Raw genomic sequence first — 19683 nt, 5'->3', positions numbered from 1 at the left:
GCTCAGTTATGTGGAGTGGTATCGTGGGAAAGTCGCGCGTTTGCGGGCTCTTGCGGTGTCAGCTCCACATCTCTGCGCAGTGCACGTTAATCGAGAATGAGGAGATCGGTTTTGGCGAGTGATTTGAGGATCCTGCCGTATCGCCCGTCACCTCTTGCCAGCGCCAACGTGGCGAACAGCCGAGGAACGCGGTGATATGCGACGGAGAAATCTTCGCGGCATGCTTTGTGGCCGAGTGCACAGGCAAGCCAACTTTTGCCGACGCCGGCTGGTCCAGTGATGAGCAGACTATGATGCTTGCGGATCCAGTCGCAGCCAGCGAGCGCCATGAATAGATTGCGATCGAGACCGCGTGCGGCACGAAAGTCGGCATTCTCGATCTGCGCATCATGGCGAAGTTTGGCAGCCCTGGCGCGGGCTTCGAAACGCTTCTGGCGGCGCATGGTGGCTTCGCGTTCGAGCAGGATGGCAAGCCATTCTCCATGCTCGAGGCCGCGCGCCTCGGATTGTGCGTCGAGCTCCTGGAAGGCTGTGGCCATGCCGTTGAGGCCGAGTTCACGCAGCATATCGATGGTGGGATTGGTCAGCATTGGTGTGTCTCCTCAATGAAAGTAATCAGGACCACGGAGATTGGCATGGTCGACAATGGCGGTTGGTTCGGTGGAATGGCGCGCAGCCTTGTGGTTGGCCAGCAGCGAGGCAATGCTCTTGCAGTTCAGCCCACCGATCTCGACGGCGCGTGCTGATACGGCTTCGGCCCGATTGCGTTCGATGTCGCGAAACAGGCGAAGCACACCCAGGCATGTTCGAAAGCCCTGTTCGGGGTGCGGACGGCTGGCAAGGATTGCGATCACCAGGCCCTCTGTCTGTGGCCCGATGGACGCGGCCCAGCGCCGGAAACGATCCGGCGTCCATTCTGCATAACGCCTATGGGAACTGGGCATATGATCGGGGTCGGTTCCATGACGAGGACCACCATAGCGGCGCTGATGCACGGCAACGCGCTTGCCGCGGTGGAAGATCTCGATGGTGCGTGCCGTCGCCCTCAGATCGACCTGCTGGCGAATGAGATTGTGCGGCACGGAATAGAAGAAGGTCTTGAACTCAACGTGGTAATCCGTCGACACGCGGACCAGACGCCATTCGGCGAATTCGTAGTCTTCACCCGGAAGGCTGGCGAGCGCGGCACGTTCGACACTCTCAAATACTTGCCGCCGGGTGACGCCCAACCGGCGCATGACGTGATCATTGATGCGGTCAAGTGCTTGGCGAATGGCGGCATTGGCCTCAGCCAGTGAGAAGAAAGTCTGCTTGCGCAATCGCCCCAAAATGCAGGTCTGAGCAAAACGGACTCCGTTCTCAACTTTCGATTTGTCCCGCGGTTTTTTTGGCCGTGCCGGAAGAACGCCGACGCCATAATGGGATGCCATCATGCCGTAACTGCGGTTGATCTCGGGATCGTAGAAGCTGGCGTGGTTGACGCCCGACTTGAGATTGTCGGGAACGATCAGCCGGGGAACGCCTTCGAAGAAACGAAACATCCGGACATGCGAGCCGATCCAATCAGGCAGCGTTTGTGTCCAGGTCGCCTCGGCATAGGTGAAGCTAGAGGCACCGAGCACTGCCACGAAGATCTCTGCCTCGCGGATCTCACCGGTCTTGCGATCAACGATCGGGATCTTCTTGCCGGAATAATCGACAAAGACCTTGTCGCCGGCCGCATGCTCCTGGCGCATCGTCGGTGAAAGCCGCTGTTGGAAACCACGCAGGAGCTCACAAAAGCGGGAATAGCCGTAACCATCGGGGTGCGACCCACGATACTCCTCCCACAGGATGAGCATGGTAACGCCGGGCTTCTTGAGCTCGATGGCAAGATCGGCCCAATTGGGCTCGACCCGTCGTCTCGTGCCGTGTTTGATGCCATTACGAGTGAAGAGTTTGCTCTCGAGCGCATCGTCGGTAAGATCCCCAGGCAAGGGCCAGTTTAACCCAACCGCCGCCGCGCGCTGCAGATTATCCTGCACCGTGCTACGCGCAATTCCCAACACGACGGCAATCTCACGCGAGCTGGTTCCGCTTGCCGCAAGCCGCAGCATTTGTCGCAAATGTCTCATGGTCAGCCTTCTCTTTGCCGGCATCAAAATCCCCTCGTTCATCGCAAGGTATTTGATGCCAAAGTTGCTGACCCAGGGAGTGATCTTCAGTGCCGAAAACTGGCCGGTCTTTGATCGGAACGGTGGCCGGCTTCAAATCGGAATGGTGGCCGGTCTTTGATCGGAATGCCGGCCGGCTTCACGTCGGAATCCGCAAATTGGCGGAATAACTGTCCAGCTTTCGTGAAGCGCGCAGTATGAACGGGCCCCAGTTTGTTCCCCTATAAAAGCTTGAGTCGTTTCGTGAAAATCTTTGCCCCTCTCTTAGCAAGTGGAAAGCGCAAAATCGTTGCCAGAGATTTCCGCAACGGCTCGGCGGTACATCTTGCCGACCACTCGTCGCGCTTTTGCGACGGAAGCCTAGTCGGTTCGCCTCGCTTTGTTAGGTCGACGACGAATTCAAGAGGTGTTTCCGAAACGATATTAATGTCGGCATTGAGAATGCCGAGTTCCGCAACCCTTCTCATGACCGCCTCGAAATGCGAAGGCGACCAGACGGTGCAGTGCACATCGATATATTGTCGCTCGTTGTAGACGAACTCCGCGAAGTCGACTGCCTCTGCGTCAGTATATGTTCTAACTAAGTTTTTTGGTATGCCCTTTTCGTCAAAGCCGTTACGCAATCGGTCATCAAGGCTAGCGGACAGAAAATCGCAGACCTGGCGGGGGGTCGGCACCGGCGGACGATCCAGCCAATAAGCAACCACCTGTGCGAATGTCGTTTCCGACCGGAAATAGTCGTTATTGCGGCGCTTGTCTGGTAACACTAGGCGCAGTTGGGCGCCTACCCTCATGGTCTCTAGGATTTCATTAAGCCAGCCAATCGGATTCGGTACGTGCTCCATGACGTGACTTGCCAGCGCATAATCGTACATCATCGCGGCTGGAGCGCAAAGTTTCAGTGGTACTCCCGGCTCCCAGATATAATCGATTTTCGGAATTTCACGGCCGCCTGCAGTTGGGTTTTCGGCTGCCTTGGCGGCAATTTCGTCGTTGCCAATATAGTCAGTGTAATGCACGTTGAAGTCTGGACGCTTTAACGTGGGATTGAAATAAGGCGCAATTTCGAGACCGATTCCATGGGCCTGGAACCCTTTGAGACGACCGTCATAATCCATCTTGCAGCTCCCCCAAAAACTACTGCAAGGCGAATATAGCATATTACTTATAAATGAAACGTATGTTTGTCATTTTCTACAAATTAATCAACCTGCAATCACACAGCCTTGTTAAAACGTCATTGCTAAGACGACATCCAGAAGATAGCTCCAATCTCGGCCATTTGCAGATCGTGGGCGGTATTGCCCTTGAGGATTTCAAGAATCCTATTCGCACACTGAACGGGCCGGCAAGAATGCCATGCTGTATCGAATTTTACAACGCCTCACGTTGCCTTGACTTGAAGCGGCCTCACCCGATGCCCCATCGAACCGACAAAGCCGTTTTGTCGGCCGGTGTCTCGCGATAGAGTTCGGCAGCATATTGTGAACGGGGGGTCGGAATAGTGGCCACGCCCGGTGGCAGCCTTCAGGGCTGCCACATTCAGCCGCATGTCGATCGGCCGACCGATGACAAAACCAACAATCAGCCGCGGCCAGGCATCGAGGATGATAGCGACCTAGATGAAACAGGTCGGCGGAGAAATATGTGTTGTCGCCGACCGAAACCTGGTTAGGGCCGCTCGGGATGATGTTCTGCGCTAAATTCGGGAAGATCGAGCCTTCGTGATCGCTATCAGTTGTGGCGATAAATCGCCGCCTGATCTTCGGCCTTGGATCGTGTTCACGCGGGCAGCGAACCTTCTTGTGGTTCACGACAAGGCTCTGGTGGGAAGAACCGCACCGACGCGGCGGCCACGTGGGTTTCGCGCTTTCAGATTATCCATTGACACGGTACTAGCATTACTAGAATTTTGGCAGCACTTTCTCCGAACGTAAATCTATTCAACAAGAGGCGAGCCCCTCGGCAGAAAGGTCGGCGCGCTCTACGACGAGAGACTACTATGTCAGGCTACTTCCAGTCCAAATTCAATAAAGCACTCGACCATATTGCCAGCAGCCTAGCGCAGCGGATCACCTCAGCTCAGAACTTTTCAGCGATACAGCCGGCCGCTTTGCAGCGATTGTCGCCACCTAAAGTTCCCACCAAACCAGCCCCCTCCAAGTCGGTGACCCCCCTCTGCATCAGCGAGGATACGACACACTTCTATATCCACACTTCTGACGGGCATCGCTTTTTTCTCGATGCAAAAGACCTTCATATCTCGCTTCACGTGCTTGAACATGGCTGTTGGGAGGATCATATTCGAAGTGCGATGATGAAGATCATACGCCCAGGATCAACATTCATCGACGTCGGTGCTAACGTTGGCCTTCATACGCTGTTCGCGTCATCTATTGTCGGCCCTACCGGCCAGGTACACGCCTTCGAGCCGCTCCCTCACTTATTCAAAACCCTCAACCTGAATGTCAACGTCAACGGCGCTGGCGGTATTGTTAAGACCTACCAACTAGCGGTTTCCGATAGAGAAGGTATAGCAAGGTTTTCGAACTTCAGAACGCATTCGGCTATGTCTGGATTTACAGTCCCGGCTGAACGTCTCAGCCTACACAACCAGACTGAAGAAAGCATAGACACAATCGAAGTAATGACGACCACGCTCGACGCTATGTTCTCAGATCGAGAGGTCGACGGCCTGAAAGTTGATGTGGAAGGGTATGAAGGCCTTGTACTTGCAGGCGCAAAGGCAATCATTCGTGACAATCATAACATCAAACTCATTCTTGAGTGGGACCCTCCTTTGGTAAAGCGGACCATGGGCAATGAATCGCTTCACGAAACGATCTCCTATTTGCGGAGTGAAAACTTCATTGCGTACCATTCGCTTTGGCAGAAGCCCTTGAGATCAATTGCTTGGGACGAGGCGGCATCAGTGCAAGGCGACCTAGTCCTAAGTAGAACGCCCCTGAGCAACTAATTAAACAGAAGGGATGAATCGCCCCTGCACCCCGGAGCGCTGTGTCATATTGTGGCGATTGAAAGTCAGACCCGAGAGGCTTGACCATGAAGGACGTTATCACAGTCCGCCTGCATATTGCTAAACACGTTTTCCAGGTCCATAGAACCGATAGCGGTGGCGCCACCGTTCTTCGACGAAAGCTTCGGCGGCAAAGTCCTTGCCAAGCGTAGACCGTTTACACATGCCTTTTCTGCGGCTGTGGCAAGGACCGCCTCCAATGAAGTGGTCTAAGCGGCGGGACTTCCCAACTCTTTGCAAGCACCCTGCCTATGCTGACGGATCCGGGCAGGCTGGTGATGGTGTCGAACTGCCCGGCGAAATAAAACCCTTGTCGATCGCATAGAGTTTCGCAAACGGCGTGTCACTCAAGATCGTCAACCCTGCGGGTATGCTGTCGCCGCTATACCGGTCCGGAGTATCAGCGTTAAGGACAAGAACAAAATCGAAATGCTGCCGCCAATTTCTCAAATACGGCACCACAGTGCTGAGGTTTTCAAGCGATGGACAATCCAGCAGACTGACAGAAAGGAGATTGCCCTCTGGAACGGCGATATCGGTCCACGGCTGCAACACCACCAGCGGCTGCTTGCCTTTGGCGGTAAATAGCGTCGGCACGAAAGAACTGGCGAAAGGAACTGCAAGCGTCGGCAAGTGCCGGAAAGTGTCCTCGTTCCAGGCGAAATGCCGATGATCAAACCCGATTGGGATCTGTTTAGGCTTGTGGGCCACCGGTAAGATTGCCGAGCCCTTCGGTATTGCAGCGAGGACCGTGCGGATATCGGCGACATCAGCCTGCCCACACCACCAATTGAAGCCAACCCAGGCCGTTCTGCCAAGAACCACACAACTAAGAACCGCCGCGAGCATCAAAGCTTCTCGGCGTGGTAGCTGCGGCAGGGGGCAGATCATCGCCATTGCCACAAGCGCCGCCATAATCGGAAAGCGCCAGCTGATCCAACCCGTGCCCATGATATGGAGCGGCGAAACACAGGAGAGGATGAGCAAGCCCACCAGGGTCACCCCTAAACCGCGATGCAGCCTAATGCGTCGTGTGCGAAGCGCGTTGGTACAGACAAGCACCAACGGGATCAGAAGAAGCGCATCCACCGCTGCCGCATAAGTCCAAATCGCAGAGAGGAGATTAGCCAAGATTAAAATAGGCGAATTGTTCCAAATTGCGTCCAAGCTAGCATTGCCGCTGTTGGGTAACACGGGTGCATAGGCGAACAGGCATAGCGCCGGCAGCATGCAGGCGAACATTCCAATCGCGAGCCTTCCGCACCGACTTACAAAATGCCGTAGCGACAACGCCTCAGGTGTCGGCGAAAGCTCCAGTCCGCAAAGAAGCGCGATGTAAAACCCGAGGGAGAAGAGATGCATTGTCGTCAGAAACAGGCCGGCGGCGATACGCCACAGAAACAAAATTATCCGATTTCCCGGCTGCAAGGCATGATCGGCTGTTGCAAAGAACAACGCCATACCTAAACCGATCTGAAAATTGATAAAACCGCCGATAAGCGTCGCGCACCAGGCGAAATAGAGGATGGCAAGTTGCCAATAGAACGCTCCTCCAAAAATGCGCCGGTGCAATGCTATCGCCCCTAACGGCGGCAATACGATCGCGAGAAAAAGCAGAATTCGCGCCAGGAACGATATCCCAAACAGCGGTCCGAGATAGTAGGCTAGGAGATCGATGCCGGCATTGGTGAAAGTCCTGCTCCAGTCGATCGCATAAATCTGCTGAAACGGCGGTTTGGTTATGCCGCCAGCGAGCAGCCACATGCGCGCATAATGGTTGGGATAATCCAACAACGGCGGAAACTGGAAGGCAGCGACGAGAATGGCAACGAAGCCAACAAAGGCCGCGATCACGAAATTTGGCCGCTGCTCGACGAAGGCATGCTTGTCACCAACATCGCTCACCCTGGAATCCGCCGGTATCGACGCGGCAGGCTTGTCCAAAGTGTGCTCCGCAAGGCGTGACGTCATCGATATATTCTCGATTGGCCGCGATCCGGCGACGTTTCGATCTCCGGGTTCAGCGCGGTTTCAAGTGCCCGGCGTTTTTCCGCGACATTCATGTCGGCGAAATTGCTGGCAAGGTCGAGGGAATGTCCATTCTGGATGAGGTTTTCGATTACGAACATGGGCCGTCTTTTGTTTTCCTGGACGAGCCGGCCGATATATTCACCGATTATGCCAATACAGATCAGTTGGATGGCGCTGAAAGCGGTGATTGCAGCCATGATGCTCGACCAACCAACGATCGTCTCACTCTCGATCCACCGCGCGAGCGTATAAAGCAACAGCATGATAGCGGTGGCAGCTGTAACCATGCCGAGCCATGTGCTGATACGTAGCGGCACGGTGGAGAAACTGGTGATGGCGTCGATTGCGAAATTGATCATCTTGCGCAGCGGGTATTTTGTGGCGCCCGCGAAACGGGCGTCGCGCTCATAGGGCAGTGCCACCTGCCGTCCACCGATCCAACTGACCATGCCGCGAATGAAACGGTCGCGCTCCGGCATGGACAGCAGGATATCGACGATCCGACGACGCATCAAACGGAAGTCCCCCACATCACGTGGGATCGTCACAGAGGCTAGGCGGGACAAAAGACGGTAAAAGAGGGACGCGGAGGCAAGCTTGAACCAGCTTTCCCCTTGTCGCCGCACGCGTTGCCCATAGACGACATCCGCGCCTCGATCCATGATCGGCATCATCATCAACAAAAGTTCCGGGGGATCCTGCAAATCGGCGTCGATCAGAAGGATCCGCTGTCCCCGCGACGCGGCAAGCCCGGCTGTCGCGGCGAGCTGATGGCCATGGTTGCGCATTAATCGAACGCCAAGCACCTGTGTCGTTTGCTGGGTGAGCGAGGCAATGACGTCACAGGTCCCGTCGGTGGAACCGTCGTCTACCAGAATGATCTCGAAGGCATCACCGACCATGCTACGCGCCGTCGCCACGGCTCGCCGGCAAAACTCCGACAGCCCCTCTTCCTCATTATGGCAAGGCGCAACGATGGAAAGAAGCAACTCTCGCGATACGTCGTTCATGTCACCCACATCAAATTGAAGCGGTCAAATTAGGTCTAAAAAGTCAAACAACGTTTAAGGATGCTGATGGGACTGCCATAGAAATTATAAAATGCGACGGAGCGACAGTACTGGCGATACCATTGTTAAAAGCTAATAAATTAAAACTTACACCGGCTATGGCTCGGCAAACCATGGCAGGCCGCTCCTATTCGTGCATCGTGGCAACGGATGTTGCCTCTCGCTCCGTTGTACCTTCTTGGCAGCCGTGAGTGACTTACTGTCGTCGGAGTTGCGACACCAAATCGATGGGCAGCAAAAGGATTTGGATGAGATGCTCCTGAACGGAAGTCGTCAGTCACCAGATTTCCAGCCCGAGTTTTGGATTGCGACGGAAACTTCCATACACCCTGAAGTATCGCTTCGGAGATGGCCAATTAAATAGCGCCGGCGCTACCTCGTATTCGCCAAAACACTTCCAGGCGCCGCTTCAATTCGTAAAACAACGCACAGATCGCAAACGTAGCAACAACAATCGGGATAAAGGAGGAGACGGACAGTAGTCCCATCTGATGCAATCCGTAGGCAAGGAGCAACATGACCGTCTGATGGAGCACATAATAGGTAAGAACTGCCCTATTCAGATAAGCGACAACGGCGTTTTCCGAGTTCCACCAGATTTTCGCATAGCCGAGAATAGTGACGACAGCACACCATTGAAAGGTGCCGCCGAGGACTCTTCCCAAAAGAACACGCCACTTTTCGGGCTCACCGTCCGGCAAGCCAGGAAAGAGCAGTGCTAAGCTAGTCGCGCACGCCAAAGCCAAAATCAAAGCCGGCTTCCGCATGGCGACCAAAGCATCCCAATGTTCATCACGCGTCGCCATCACGGCACCGAGAAGAAACGATGTCAGGTAGGCGGCATGGTTATACCAGTCGCTTAAGATATCGAGCGACGGGGGAAAGGCCGGCCGCAACGCGAGCTTTAGCAGCACGAACAACAGGGCGGGCACTATCAGTATCCGCTTTCCGGCCAGCCAAGTTGCGAGCCACTTGCCCGCTCCAGGCAATAATTGTGGCCACACCGATACGGCAAATGTCAGGATCACGGTGTAAACCCAGAGATAAGCGAGATACCAGAGGTGCTGTATTCCGAAGAGCAGAACCTGCTCGCCGTCCGGGAGGCGAACCGGTGTCAGGGTCACGTAATGCCAGAAGACGTCAAATAGGCTGATATCGACGCCTTCAACGGCATTTAGCCAGACGTATATCTGCGGAGGTATGAGAAACAGAATGCCGACCAGCAAGGGCGTCAGCAACTGCCTTGTTCGGGCCTTCCTTAACGCGCCAGGGGGCTGCCTCGTCAACAAGATGCCTGTCACCACGCCCGAAATAAGGAACAACAAGGACATACGCCAGGGATGCGTCCACAAATGAATCAGATCGAAGATTGCGGAGCTGTCCGGCGCCTTCAGTATGAAGACTCTTGAATTATAGATCAGGCTAACATGATAGATGATCAGCAGCATGAATGCTGCAACCCTGACTAAATCCAGATCGTGCCGGCGGGACGTCCTCTCCATGATTTTATATGTAGAATACAATCATTAATACGCAGTTTATGCAGAAAGTGAAGCCTATCCGTGTAAAGCGAATCTGGCTAGTTTATCATTCTACTCTAGGAGGTGGAGGTACTGAAAGGCGCCACGCATGTCGGGTGCCTGGCCCATGCCAGGCGGAAGTTTGTCGATGCCCTCAAGGCGCGCAAGAAACCCGGTGGGCCGCCCGCGCAGGCCATCAAGTTCTTCGACCAGCTCTACCGGATCGAAAGGCAGGTGCGGGACGAAAAGCCCGACGACGGCGAAACGCGAGACCACTACATGCGTCGCTTTCGCCAGAAACATAGCGTTCCGGTCCTTTCCGCCCTCAAGGAATGGCTCGACAAAATCGCGCCAAAGGTCGTGCCCGACACCAAGCTTGGCGACGCCGTCTCCTATACGCTCAATCAATGGGAATACCTGACCCGCTACACGGAAGACGGCCGAATGCCGATAGACAACAACATTCTCGAACGGGACAGCTGGCTGTTCAGCGACACACCTGCCGGCGCCAAAGCCAGCGCCGTCGTCTACAGTCTGATGTTGACTTGCCGGGCCTGTGGCGTCGAGCCATTCGCATGGTTGAAATACGTCCTCACCGTACTGCCGCAGCGCCCCGACGATGCCAATATCGACGACCTGCTGCCCTTCAACTTCAAAAAACAGACCGCCTGAGCCGCAGCCACTTCAAGCCGCTTTACGACGTGCAGCAAAATGCGCGCTTACGTAAGCGGTTAGCCGACGGCGTCTGGTTTGAAGTTCCATGGCATGAGCAGCTCAATATCGGATGCAGGCCAGTGATTTGCAATGCGGGTGAGCGTTTGAGATAGCCAGGCAAGCGGATCGACGTTGTTCATTTTTGCCGTCTGTAGAAGTGTGGCGATCGTCGCCCATGTCTCTCCGCCTCCCGCGCTTCCCGCAAAGAGACTATTTTTTCTTGTAATTGTTTGGGGCCGGATGGCACGCTCGACGATGTTGGAGTCGATTTCGACGCGGCCGTCCGTCAAGAAGTGCTCCAGCGCCTCCCGGCGTGTCAGAGCGTAGCGTATCGCCTCAGCAGTCTTGGACTTTCCGGAGACTTTGGAGAGTTCCTTCTCCCACAACTGGAAGAGATTGGCGACGATGCCGGCGGACGTCTCCTGACGACGTGTGGCACGGGTTTCGGCATCACTGCCGCGGATCTCGTCTTCAACCTTCCAAAGTTCCGTCATCGCTGTAATCGTCGCTGTCGCAGCCTCGTTGATACCGCCGACATGCAGCTCGTAGAACTTTCGGCGTAAATGTGCCCAGCATCCGGCCAGCTTGATCGTTTCATTGCTGCCGGACTTGGCGCGCTCCTTGAGCATACTGGTATAAGCCGAGTAGCCATCGACTTGCAGGATGCCGCTGAACCCGGCGAGATGACGCGCGACACACTTGCCACCCCTGCTGTCTTCGAAGCGATAGGCAACCATCGGCGGGCCAGACCCGCCAAACGGTCGGTCATCGCAAGCGTAAGCCCATAACCACGCCTTCATTGTTCTACCAGAGCCGGGGACCAGCGTCGGCAAGGTCGTCTCGTCCGCAAATATCCTCTCACTGGCTTTGATACGCTCCAGGATGTAATCCGCCAGGATCCGCAACTCGAAGCCCAGATGTCCCATCCATTGGGCCATCAAAGAGCGGCTGAGAACCACGCTGTCGCGCAGATAGATCGCCTCCTGCCGGTAGAGCGGAAGGCCGTCGGCGTATTTCGACACAGCAATATAAGCCAGCAACCGTTCGCTCGGCAGCCCGCTTTCGATGATATGCGCGGGTGCCAAAGCTTGCAGCACACCGTCACGTTCCCGGAACGCATATTTTGGGCGGCGTGTGACGATGACCCTGAACTTTGGCGGGATGACATCGAGCCGCTCGGATCGGTCTTCACCGATCAGAACTTTCTCCAAGCCCAGGCAGTCGTCGGGGATCTCCGGCTCGATCACTTCCTCGATGCGTTCGAGATGGGCGGCAAAACCTTTGCGAGGCCGGGCCTCCCTTTTTGGCCGCTCCTTGCCCACTTGGCCGAGTTCGCTATCAATCGCCGCAAGGCCAGTCTCGACCTCCTCAAAAGCGAAGTCTATCTGCTCGTCGTTTATCGCCAGCCGCAGTCGCTCGGAGCGCGTCCCGTTTTGGGCCCGCTGCAAAACCTTCAAGATCGCCGTCAAAGTGGTGATCCGCTCGTCGGCTTTCTGTTGGACAGCCTTCATTCGGGCAATTTCGGCGTCAGTCGCAGCCTTCTCTGCGTTCAAAGCGATGATCATCGCTTTCAGCGCATCGACGTCGTCAGGAAGGTCGGGACCGGGTAAAACCATGCGCGTAGTAGAGCATAGAATGCAGCCGATTTCCCAACACTTACAGCAACATGATTCATCTTGCCGCACATCGTCATCAGCCGATCGAAAGTGGCCGCCGCACCTTGGCGGGGCGGATCTTTTTCCAATCCATTCCGGCCAGAAGTGCCATTAATTGCGCATGGTCGAGACGGACGCGGGCAGCAGACGGGACAGGCCAGCAGAAGCCATTTTCCTCGATTATTTTGGCGTAAAGGCAGACCCCACTGCCGTCCCACCAAACAATGCGGATCCGGTCTGCGCGTTTTGAGCGGAATACATAAAGAGCGCCGCTAAAGGGGTCGAGGCCGCCATCGCGAACCAGGGCCATAAGCGATGCAGCGCCTTTGCGGAAGTCGACCGGTTGGCACGACACATAGACCACGACACCCGAAGCGATCATGCTTGCCGTACCGCCCGGACAATGCCGCTTAGCAGCGCCGGATTGATCGAAGCGCTGACGCGAAGTGTCGTGTCGCCCACCTGGATCTCGACAGTGTCCGTCCGCACCGCCTCGAAACGAGTAAAGACCTCTTCGTTTTCGGTTGCTTTCAGGCGCTGAACCGAACCAGATGCGAGGGCTACTCGCCGCCATCCAAAGAGCTGCGACGGGTCCATTCCATGGGCACGCGCCACCGCAGAGACATTAGCGCCAGGAGCGAGAGCTTGCTCCAGGATCAGAGCTTTCGCCTCATCTGACCACGACTTCGGTTTCCGCCGCGTTCGCACCGGCTCTGCCGTCAGAATTTCGAACGTACGATCATGATTCATATCTTCACTCATAGGGTTCCCAGCATGATTCATGCTGAAAATGAGCGATTTTCTATCTGGATGCTACGTGGGGTCGCCTATGCGCTTACGCGCTTACAATGGAGTTGTTGATGGATTCCGAACCTGTGTCTGCTAAATTTTGCCAAATTGGAATTGTCTTGTGATATCTCTGCCGCATAGAAGCTGAGAGCTCATCCAGCCGGCCTCCAACTTGCCGAACACTTTAGTCGACATTGTCGGGCGATGGTTCAGAAGTTCGGGATCCTGTCATCCTATGGATTTTTTCTAGCCTTGCCTCTGATTTCGCGCACTAGCGTCAGAGTATCCAGCCGCTTGAGCAACTGCACCGCTTGCTTCTCTCCCAGCAAATCGGGCACAACCGATGGCCATATCTCGAGCGCCCGAATGACGGCCGCCTCAACTTCGCGGATGATTAGTTTGGGATCAAGCCGCAGAAACCTCGCAACACGTTCGAAGCGGTGAAGATTTACGCTCTCGAAGTTGTGTGTTTTGACAAATCGGAGCGCCATCGTATCCATGGGTGCGTAGAGTACCGTTGGCACGATATCATACGCCGGCGAAAGCCGAATCTCACCTGGCCGCGGGAAATAGAATGACCAATTCTTGATATGATTGTCTCCGTTGCCTAGCAGCACGTCGGCAACGATGCGCCGAATTGCCTCCAGGATGTCATCTCGATGGTCAGAGCTAAATCGACGGACCATGTTGATGACAGTTTCAGTCGTTGCCATTGTATATTTTCGGTCACCAATGGCTCCAAGTATCTGGCCGGCATCCTCGATATGGATGCGACCGCCGTCTTCGGTTCGATCAAACCGGTCGACTACTAACACCATATCGCCATGAGCTAGGAGTTCCGGCGGCACGTCGCTCACCGCATCACGTGATACGAGCCGGCATCTAGCGGTCCTGACACCAACTATCCCGGCCATTTGCATCGCGGCATACTCGACCTCGGGAAGACCAGGGAAGCGATCACTTGGGACCTTTATGATACAACGACCGGTGCCACCGCGAGCGGGAGCCGTTAGCCGATCGCCAACAGGATTCCCGGTAAATTTGAGTTGTACTCCAGCAAGCGAGAACTTGACTGTTCCTTGAGGGATTGGCGCCTTGAAACCATGAACTTTTCCGAGATCCAACGGACCAGCCGAAGGTGGTATGTCAGTTTCCGGGACAGTAATGACTGCGCCAGGCAAGTCTGCACCGAGCCGTGTCAACACATCGAACTCGTCATGATCACCAGGACCCATTTCCGTCATCACGAGCTCTCGTAAAGTGCCTTCGGGTAGAAGCCCCGAAAACCATGGTGGTAGCGTGCCGTGCAGTCCGATTTTATCCCCACGCCTGGCAAGCCGATCACGCGTACCGCTGTCGTCTTCTGGATCATACCATCCCAAGCTTAGAACCGGACGGGTTGGGTCTCGCAAGAAGCCTTCTGCAACAACGAACGAAACTGCACCATCCCCATCCCGGGTAAGCGTCCCTACCCTGACGGTCCCGCGTGTATGATCAAGGATGAAGGTGCCTAGAACAGCCGCTGCTTTCGCCATCACCTATCCTCAGGATCAACGTCGTCCAAATCGATGAAAAGATCTTCAAATGCCGAGGGCACTTCCGCCGAATGTCGGACCACGGGATTTTCTTCGATCAGTGGGCGGAGCTCGGCAACACGCGACTTCGGTATCAATATCGGGACAAGATCAAGAGCGTCGCACATCTCTGCAAAAAGGGTTAGTCGATCCCGTCCAAGGCGGTTGGTAGCTAGATCGCGCTCCAATTCGGATATGCGAGCGCGGTTGCGTCCGAGCCTTGCAGCCAGATCGGGTTGGTTCAGCCCCCGCTTTCGCCGCGCAGCTAGCAACTGTTGACCGAGTATTGTGAAGATAGTCGAAATCATGCGAAATTTCGCGCCTCAGTGCAGCTACGCGCGGAATTCCGCACGTACAGTCTTATACATCAAAGAGCGCGATTCCGCAACATAGAGTACAAAAAGCGGAATTCCGCTCTCCTATGTCGCGCGCTGCTCTGTGATACGGGCAGCGGAATGGCCGGGGATCATCGCTTCGATGTCGTCCGTTGCATCGACGTACACACCCGGACGTGTTGAGCCACCTCCTGTTTGGGCACGAAAATGCGCGCGCGACGCGAAAGGGGGCTTATTCTTCCAACCGACGATCCTGACCGGCGTCACATCCGAAATGAAAGTTGCCCGGGAGGAAACCTTCGGTCCGGTTGCACCGATCTTCAAGTTCGAGACCGAAGACGATGTTATCGAGATGGCGAACGATACAGAGTTCGGTCTCGCCTCATATTTCTATTCCAAGGACGCTTCCAAGATTTTCCGAGTCGCGGAAGCTCTGGAATACGGAATAGTGGGTATCAACACCGGCTTGATTTCGACGGAGGTTGCACCGTTCGGTGGCATCAAGCAATCAGGCCAAGGTCGTGAAGGTTCGAAATACGGGATCGACGACTATGTTGAGATCAAATATCTGTGCCTCAGCATTTAATGTGTGAAAGTCGAGCGAGAGCCGTCCGAACCTGCGGAAAGTCGGGGTACCACCGCTATCGGCTCCCCGGTGTGAATCGAGACCGAAGATTCAGTTCGAACCTAAAACTGCTATGCTGGCATATACCACGGATTCACAAGCGCCACTCCCATAGCCTCGAAATCTTTGACGTTTCGCGTAACCAGTGTCATCCGCCGGGTGAAGGCTATCGCCGCGATATAGGCGTCCGGCTTGGGATTGGGAACATGCCATTTCGCTGCCTGAACGACTGCCGCCTCGTCCAGCGGCAGGTACGGCCGGAAAATGTCTTGAGGACCGTCTTTTCCAACCAGTTGCGCAGGACCTTCCCTGCGACGGTGTCACATGCTCCACGAGTCGTAACCACATATGGGTCGAGGGTGGGATGGTCAGGGGGCACGCTTCGTATCAGCCAGCGTTCCGCTAGATGCGGTCAAAGGCTGATTGCAGCACCTCCCGAGGGTCTGGATACATCGCCCCTGGATACTGGCGGCTTCACTCGGTACGACTAATTCTGGCATTAGGGCTTGCGAGGAAAGGCTTGAAAGCTGCCGCGATCTTCGCAAGGAAGCCCTTACTGAACGATCCCAGCACTTCCGCATTTGGATCGTAGTAAAATGAGACTTCCGCCAGATCGTGATTGAATTCCGATACGGTGATCCACGCGTCTTTCCATTCACGAATGCCAGCGCGGCGGCATTCGAGTTGTGGAACTTCCAGGGCTGTCTGGTCGGAGCGAGGCGGCGTTCCCGAAATGGCCAGCAGGATAAGGTATCGTTGGACCATGACGAATCGCCTGAAATATCTCTTGCTAGCCATCCTGGCTTCCATACTTTTGTGGATGCTCTTGGTTGTCGCTGCCGATTGGATCCTCGGGACCTGAGTGCCGAGCATTGTCGGCGCTACACAATATCGCCGATAGGGGGCGATGGGCCGCACAAACGCCTTGATCGTCGAGCCATCGTACGCAACTCGACTTGTGGAAGACACGTACAATATCCGAAGCAACACTTATTTTTTGGCTACTGCAAGCGAAGCAGCGATGTCGGCAATCGAGCGGAACAAGATCAATGGGTCACTTTTGGAGGGTGCGAAACCTCGCCGCCGCCAAAATTCAGCGGCGCCCTCATCGACAGCATTGACCATCAAGGCCCGCCCACCAATCAGCGTGGCGGCCTGAACACAGCGTTCGAGGGCGTGCTTTACAAGACCTGTGCCGATGCCGCGGCCGGCCCATTCCGTATCCGTCGCGAGTTGACCGAGAAGGAGGCAAGGAACTGGATCCGGTGGTTGTCCGGTGCGAATTGCGCGCGGCAGGATCGCCGGAACCACCGCAGTCGGTGCAAGACCATAATATCCAACCACCCGCCGTGCCTCATGGACGACGAGAACGGCTGTAAAGCCCTTTTGCTGATTCGAGAGAGCGCGTGTCTTTAGCCAGTGATCGAGCGTGGACTTGCCGCAGCAGAAGTCGGAAGTGTCATGCGTGACGGCGAGCGGTTCGGGAACCGATAGCGACACGGCTTACTGCTTCGCCACATAGCCGGGCTCCCAGGGCGCCGGACGCTTGGCCAGTTCCACCATCTCAGGAACCGGAACTGCCGGACGTGACAGAACGTCCATGAAGTCAGCAAATCCTTCGGGGCTCATCCGGACTAGGCCCTGCTCCATGACGACCTCCTCGGCCGCGCGCACGGCGGCGTCCCGCACGAAATCAGTGCGCGAGCGACCGCGTAGGCTAGCAGCACGGTCAATCATCGCGACGTCTGCGGCGGGCAGGCGCATTGCAATCGGGTATTCCTTGCGTTCGGTGCTCGTCATTACTTGTCTCCTTGAGCGGAAGATAAGATGCTGTATCGCAAAATGCAATACATACAATCAGGATCGTCAAAGGAAGTTGACCAACTCGGTGAAACGATACGATGCAGAGCTGTGTCGATGCGCTACCGGGCACGAGATATCGATCCAGGACATATCGACCGACGCCGACGGACAATCATGCGGTTAAGCTTGAGACACATCCGTGCCAGAAACGCATCCACCAGTTTACCTGTCACCGTCGAAACTTGCTGAACCTCCAAAGCTTCCAAGCTTTCAGGGCCGGCAATGTGTTCAGATCAAATGCAGTTGGTGTCGGGCCAGGCATCTTTACGTGCCGGCCGACCTCGTTCTGGCGGGGCAACTTGAATATGCAGCCGATCGCATTGGAGACGCGTCTCGTGCCGACCTGCAGATTATGTTGCGACGTGCGGCGCTTTTGATCCGGAACGCAACACCGATCGGCCTGGATGCTGAAACGGACGATACTTTGCTCTCGATTGTTGGCCAACTCGGTATGACGCGAAACGAGATGGTCCGTCACATCATCAAAGAATGGCTGGAGACGAACGCCTATCTGCCGGTGCGGGATCTGGCTGAGGATTGCGACGTGGATGGCACGGCTTGAAGCGGCGAGAATTCGGTCGTCATTATACTCCTTCTTGCGTCCGCCCGTCCTGTCGGAAACCCAGGAGGAAATCAATCACCTTGGACGACGACATCTCGCACGGCTTCAGCGTCAGCCGTCCCGACAGACGATAAATGTTGAAGCTGACGATGTCTCTCCCGCCGAGCTCCTCGGCGAACAACCATGTTCGACGGCCGTCAAGCGATCTTGTCACGGTCGACCCCCATCTTCGATCTCGGAAGTTGCCTTCGACGTACCCGTCCGGATGACACGCCAATGCCGCCTCGAAATCTTCAAGGGACCTGTTCGAGACTTGCGTTATGGCGCCAGGCATTCTTCACATATCCCGCAGCCGTCATCGTGCATCCACTGACGTGACCGGAGTTGGCCGCAACAGAGGCATAGCGTTGCTCCCTCGCCGACCCATTCGTGTCGCTTGGGTGGAAGGATTTCGATTGGTTGGAAGGATAGCGTTTCGGTCGGCAGGTCGTCCATCTCGAGACTCCAGTTCGAGGTCAACCAAGGAAATGGGGAGCCCCTCGAACAGTGGCAAGGCCACGCCAATATTCATTTAATTGTCGGCATAGTCGCTGAACAGCAGTCGGTGGGTGCCGTCCCTATAGGACGCACTCGAGGTCGTCCGGGCCGAATTCAACGCGGTCGCCAGGTATTGCAGTCACTTTGCCACGCCGGTTATCGGATCAACGATCGGCCGCTCGCTCTCGTCCTTGCTACCAGCCGGCTGGACAGTTGCCGGCGCGAGGGACTCTTTGTCGGCCTTTTCGGGTTTTTCCGGTACGGGACTCACGTCCTTAGGACGTCGCTGCTCGGGCGTCGCATTCGTGTCGTTGGTGCTCATCGTCTTCTCCATCAGATTTGACGTGCGCCTAAGGAACAAGGATTGTCGCCGCCGCTCCTCCATCGAATTCACCGTGCCCGATCTGTTCGCAAACCGCATCGCCAACTGACCGATCGCCAGCAGGATCCGGTCCGCACTGTTGACGTCCTCGAGAGAGTGGGGCGCGACGAGTACCTCTCGGGTGCCCCACGCCGCTTCGTTCGCTGAGGCGACAACGTCTTCCAGGGTGTATCTGGCCGCCGCCTTCAATTCCTCGATGCGCCGCAAATCCTGGATCGTGTTGATGGGAACGGCGTGAACAGCTCCTTTCGTTGACATGGTAACCCGCAGGAAATCGGTCGGCTCCCACCGAGCCTTGATGGATCCCGGCGGAACAAGATTCATCATCACGATGAATAATTGTCCTCCACAGTTCTCTTGGCAGTATCTGTCTTCAGCTATCGAAGAGAGTTGCCAAACATGCCGGCAGCGCCTATCCATTTGGAACTTTCTATATTTCCTCCCCTATGACTCCTCGCATTTTTATAAAGATTCGCACCCACTGAAATGCCAATGCATGCAAATTCAGCCCAATTGCGAGACAGGTGCCGCTCTTTCAGTGTCGACGATCTGCTAGCGGATGCCTCGTTTGCAGCGGCTCTCCGCGACGCAGCATTGGAGTTGCTGACGATCCATCGTACGGCGCCGAGAGTGGTGCGCTATGTCGCCGATCTGCAGAAGTGGCTGCTCAGCCAGGCGACATTGGCAATGCATTTTGAGCGCAAGTTCAATCCGAGCTGCCCGCCAGTCACGGTCTCCAATCTGAGAGGCTGCCTCAAAAAGAGGTGGGTGATTTCAACAGGTTATGATTCCTTCGGATTTGCGAGATTCGATGGAGACCACGATGGCCTGGACCA

At 55.6% G+C, this 19683-nt stretch carries 17 protein-coding genes and 6 pseudogenes; 7 read left to right on the top strand and 16 right to left on the bottom strand.

The genetic code is table 11. From position 1 onward, the window contains the following. Positions 1-89: 89 nt before the first annotated feature. Positions 90-590, bottom strand: a pseudogene (locus GGD50_RS31985) (ATP-binding protein); the annotation flags it as partial. Between the two features lie 12 nt (positions 591-602). After that, entirely contained in the window at positions 603-2114 is a 1512-nt protein-coding gene (gene istA, locus GGD50_RS31980) for an IS21 family transposase (protein ID WP_425504006.1), read from the bottom strand. Between istA and GGD50_RS31975 the strand changes: the two genes are divergently transcribed. Beyond that, positions 2113-2274: a hypothetical protein gene (locus GGD50_RS31975; protein WP_177309892.1), complete on the top strand. Its 162-nt coding sequence runs from the start codon at positions 2113-2115 to the stop codon at positions 2272-2274. The genes istA and GGD50_RS31975 overlap by 2 nt on opposite strands. A 100-nt stretch (positions 2275-2374) precedes the next feature. On the opposite strand, the gene GGD50_RS31970 is transcribed toward GGD50_RS31975, so the two are convergent. After that, complete coding sequence (locus GGD50_RS31970; RefSeq protein ID WP_183941237.1) at positions 2375-3271, bottom strand: class I SAM-dependent methyltransferase; 897 nt, start codon at positions 3269-3271, stop codon at positions 2375-2377. A gap of 884 nt (positions 3272-4155) precedes the next feature. On the opposite strand from GGD50_RS31970, the gene GGD50_RS31965 reads away from it, so the two are divergent. Together GGD50_RS31965 and GGD50_RS33165 are read left to right on the top strand one after the other, a co-directional pair. Further along, positions 4156-5130 carry an FkbM family methyltransferase gene (locus GGD50_RS31965; RefSeq protein ID WP_183941235.1) on the top strand — a complete coding sequence of 325 codons (975 nt, stop codon included), beginning with the start codon at positions 4156-4158 and terminating at the stop codon, positions 5128-5130. Positions 5131-5216: 86 nt separating this feature from the next. Next, positions 5217-5321, top strand: a pseudogene (locus GGD50_RS33165) (IS110 family transposase); the annotation flags it as partial. 118 nt (positions 5322-5439) lie between these two features. Here GGD50_RS33165 and GGD50_RS31960 read toward each other — a convergent pair. The 3 genes from GGD50_RS31960 to GGD50_RS31950 all read right to left on the bottom strand — a co-directional run bounded on the left by GGD50_RS31960 (position 5440) and on the right by GGD50_RS31950 (position 9793). Then, positions 5440-7134 carry a hypothetical protein gene (locus GGD50_RS31960; RefSeq protein WP_425504007.1) on the bottom strand — a complete coding sequence of 565 codons (1695 nt, stop codon included), beginning with the start codon at positions 7132-7134 and terminating at the stop codon, positions 5440-5442. Between the two features lie 23 nt (positions 7135-7157). Further along, the gene (locus tag GGD50_RS31955) at positions 7158-8231 is read right to left on the bottom strand and encodes a glycosyltransferase family 2 protein (protein ID WP_183941233.1); all 1074 of its coding nucleotides are present in this window, start codon (positions 8229-8231) and stop codon (positions 7158-7160) included. A gap of 416 nt (positions 8232-8647) precedes the next feature. Then, positions 8648-9793, bottom strand: coding sequence for an acyltransferase family protein (locus GGD50_RS31950; RefSeq protein ID WP_183941231.1), 1146 nt, complete (start codon positions 9791-9793; stop codon positions 8648-8650). 111 nt (positions 9794-9904) lie between these two features. Here GGD50_RS31950 and GGD50_RS31945 point away from each other — a divergent pair. Then, positions 9905-10483 (top strand): annotated as a pseudogene (locus GGD50_RS31945) (IS66 family transposase); the annotation flags it as partial. A 59-nt stretch (positions 10484-10542) separates the two neighbouring features. Here GGD50_RS31945 and tnpC read toward each other — a convergent pair. The 5 genes from tnpC to GGD50_RS31920 all read right to left on the bottom strand — a co-directional run bounded on the left by tnpC (position 10543) and on the right by GGD50_RS31920 (position 14851). Beyond that, the gene (tnpC, locus tag GGD50_RS31940; protein WP_183941241.1) at positions 10543-12141 is read right to left on the bottom strand and encodes an IS66 family transposase; all 1599 of its coding nucleotides are present in this window, start codon (positions 12139-12141) and stop codon (positions 10543-10545) included. Positions 12142-12217: 76 nt separating this feature from the next. Continuing rightward, positions 12218-12562, bottom strand: a complete 345-nt coding sequence (gene tnpB / locus GGD50_RS31935) for an IS66 family insertion sequence element accessory protein TnpB (protein ID WP_183941229.1) — start codon at positions 12560-12562, stop codon at positions 12218-12220. Then, positions 12559-12930, bottom strand: coding sequence for a transposase (locus GGD50_RS31930; protein WP_246451671.1), 372 nt, complete (start codon positions 12928-12930; stop codon positions 12559-12561). The genes tnpB and GGD50_RS31930 overlap by 4 nt, the downstream gene beginning before the upstream one ends. 272 nt (positions 12931-13202) lie before the next feature. Beyond that, positions 13203-14504 carry a type II toxin-antitoxin system HipA family toxin gene (locus GGD50_RS31925; RefSeq protein WP_183941225.1) on the bottom strand — a complete coding sequence of 434 codons (1302 nt, stop codon included), beginning with the start codon at positions 14502-14504 and terminating at the stop codon, positions 13203-13205. Then, complete coding sequence (locus tag GGD50_RS31920; RefSeq protein WP_183941223.1) at positions 14504-14851, bottom strand: helix-turn-helix domain-containing protein; 348 nt, start codon at positions 14849-14851, stop codon at positions 14504-14506. Before GGD50_RS31920 ends, GGD50_RS31925 begins: the two co-directional genes overlap by 1 nt. 244 nt (positions 14852-15095) lie before the next feature. Here GGD50_RS31920 and GGD50_RS31915 point away from each other — a divergent pair. Then, a pseudogene (locus tag GGD50_RS31915) lies at positions 15096-15464 on the top strand (aldehyde dehydrogenase family protein); the annotation flags it as partial. A 110-nt stretch (positions 15465-15574) separates the two neighbouring features. Here the strand turns inward: GGD50_RS31915 and GGD50_RS33160 are convergent. From GGD50_RS33160 to GGD50_RS31900, 4 genes and pseudogenes are all read right to left on the bottom strand, one after another. After that, positions 15575-15845 (bottom strand): annotated as a pseudogene (locus GGD50_RS33160) (PIN domain-containing protein); the annotation flags it as partial. Positions 15846-15977: 132 nt separating this feature from the next. Further along, complete coding sequence (locus GGD50_RS31910; protein ID WP_183941221.1) at positions 15978-16268, bottom strand: hypothetical protein; 291 nt, start codon at positions 16266-16268, stop codon at positions 15978-15980. Positions 16269-16493: 225 nt separating this feature from the next. Beyond that, positions 16494-17003, bottom strand: coding sequence for a GNAT family N-acetyltransferase (locus tag GGD50_RS31905; protein WP_183941219.1), 510 nt, complete (start codon positions 17001-17003; stop codon positions 16494-16496). Between the two features lie 3 nt (positions 17004-17006). Then, positions 17007-17303, bottom strand: a complete 297-nt coding sequence (locus GGD50_RS31900) for a type II toxin-antitoxin system TacA family antitoxin (protein WP_183941217.1) — start codon at positions 17301-17303, stop codon at positions 17007-17009. Between the two features lie 331 nt (positions 17304-17634). Here GGD50_RS31900 and GGD50_RS31895 point away from each other — a divergent pair, with 331 nt between their 5' ends. After that, on the top strand, positions 17635-17928 hold the full coding sequence (locus GGD50_RS31895; RefSeq protein WP_183941215.1) for a CopG family transcriptional regulator: 294 nt from the start codon (positions 17635-17637) through the stop codon (positions 17926-17928). A gap of 676 nt (positions 17929-18604) precedes the next feature. Here GGD50_RS31895 and GGD50_RS31890 read toward each other — a convergent pair. Continuing rightward, positions 18605-18787 (bottom strand): hypothetical protein, encoded by a 183-nt coding sequence (locus tag GGD50_RS31890; RefSeq protein ID WP_183941213.1) that lies wholly within the window; start codon positions 18785-18787, stop codon positions 18605-18607. A gap of 552 nt (positions 18788-19339) precedes the next feature. On the opposite strand from GGD50_RS31890, the pseudogene GGD50_RS31880 reads away from it, so the two are divergent. Next, positions 19340-19683 (top strand): annotated as a pseudogene (locus GGD50_RS31880) (hypothetical protein); the annotation flags it as partial.

The sequence above is a fragment of the Martinezella paranaensis genome (genome assembly GCF_014200235.1).
Lineage (GTDB): Bacteria > Pseudomonadota > Alphaproteobacteria > Rhizobiales > Rhizobiaceae > Rhizobium > Rhizobium paranaense.
The sequence above is the reverse complement of the archived record's forward strand: the minus strand, read 5'-3'. Positions and strand labels throughout refer to the sequence as shown.

What these genes read in the sequence shown, in the direction of transcription:
- GGD50_RS31975 (WP_177309892.1), top strand. Translation starts at nt 2,113, where the DNA reads ATGGTCAGCCTTCTCTTTGCCGGCATCAAAATCCCCTCGTTCATCGCA.
- istA (WP_425504006.1), bottom strand. Translation starts at nt 2,114, where the DNA reads ATGAGACATTTGCGACAAATGCTGCGGCTTGCGGCAAGCGGAACCAGC.
- GGD50_RS31970 (WP_183941237.1), bottom strand. Translation starts at nt 3,271, where the DNA reads ATGGATTATGACGGTCGTCTCAAAGGGTTCCAGGCCCATGGAATCGGT.
- GGD50_RS31965 (WP_183941235.1), top strand. Translation starts at nt 4,156, where the DNA reads ATGTCAGGCTACTTCCAGTCCAAATTCAATAAAGCACTCGACCATATT.
- GGD50_RS31955 (WP_183941233.1), bottom strand. Translation starts at nt 8,231, where the DNA reads ATGAACGACGTATCGCGAGAGTTGCTTCTTTCCATCGTTGCGCCTTGC.
- GGD50_RS31950 (WP_183941231.1), bottom strand. Translation starts at nt 9,793, where the DNA reads ATGGAGAGGACGTCCCGCCGGCACGATCTGGATTTAGTCAGGGTTGCA.
- tnpC (WP_183941241.1), bottom strand. Translation starts at nt 12,141, where the DNA reads ATGGTTTTACCCGGTCCCGACCTTCCTGACGACGTCGATGCGCTGAAA.
- tnpB (WP_183941229.1), bottom strand. Translation starts at nt 12,562, where the DNA reads ATGATCGCTTCGGGTGTCGTGGTCTATGTGTCGTGCCAACCGGTCGAC.
- GGD50_RS31930 (WP_246451671.1), bottom strand. Translation starts at nt 12,930, where the DNA reads ATGAATCATGATCGTACGTTCGAAATTCTGACGGCAGAGCCGGTGCGA.
- GGD50_RS31925 (WP_183941225.1), bottom strand. Translation starts at nt 14,504, where the DNA reads ATGGCGAAAGCAGCGGCTGTTCTAGGCACCTTCATCCTTGATCATACA.
- GGD50_RS31920 (WP_183941223.1), bottom strand. Translation starts at nt 14,851, where the DNA reads ATGATTTCGACTATCTTCACAATACTCGGTCAACAGTTGCTAGCTGCG.
- GGD50_RS31910 (WP_183941221.1), bottom strand. Translation starts at nt 16,268, where the DNA reads ATGGTCCAACGATACCTTATCCTGCTGGCCATTTCGGGAACGCCGCCT.
- GGD50_RS31900 (WP_183941217.1), bottom strand. Translation starts at nt 17,303, where the DNA reads ATGACGAGCACCGAACGCAAGGAATACCCGATTGCAATGCGCCTGCCC.
- GGD50_RS31890 (WP_183941213.1), bottom strand. Translation starts at nt 18,787, where the DNA reads ATGAGCACCAACGACACGAATGCGACGCCCGAGCAGCGACGTCCTAAG.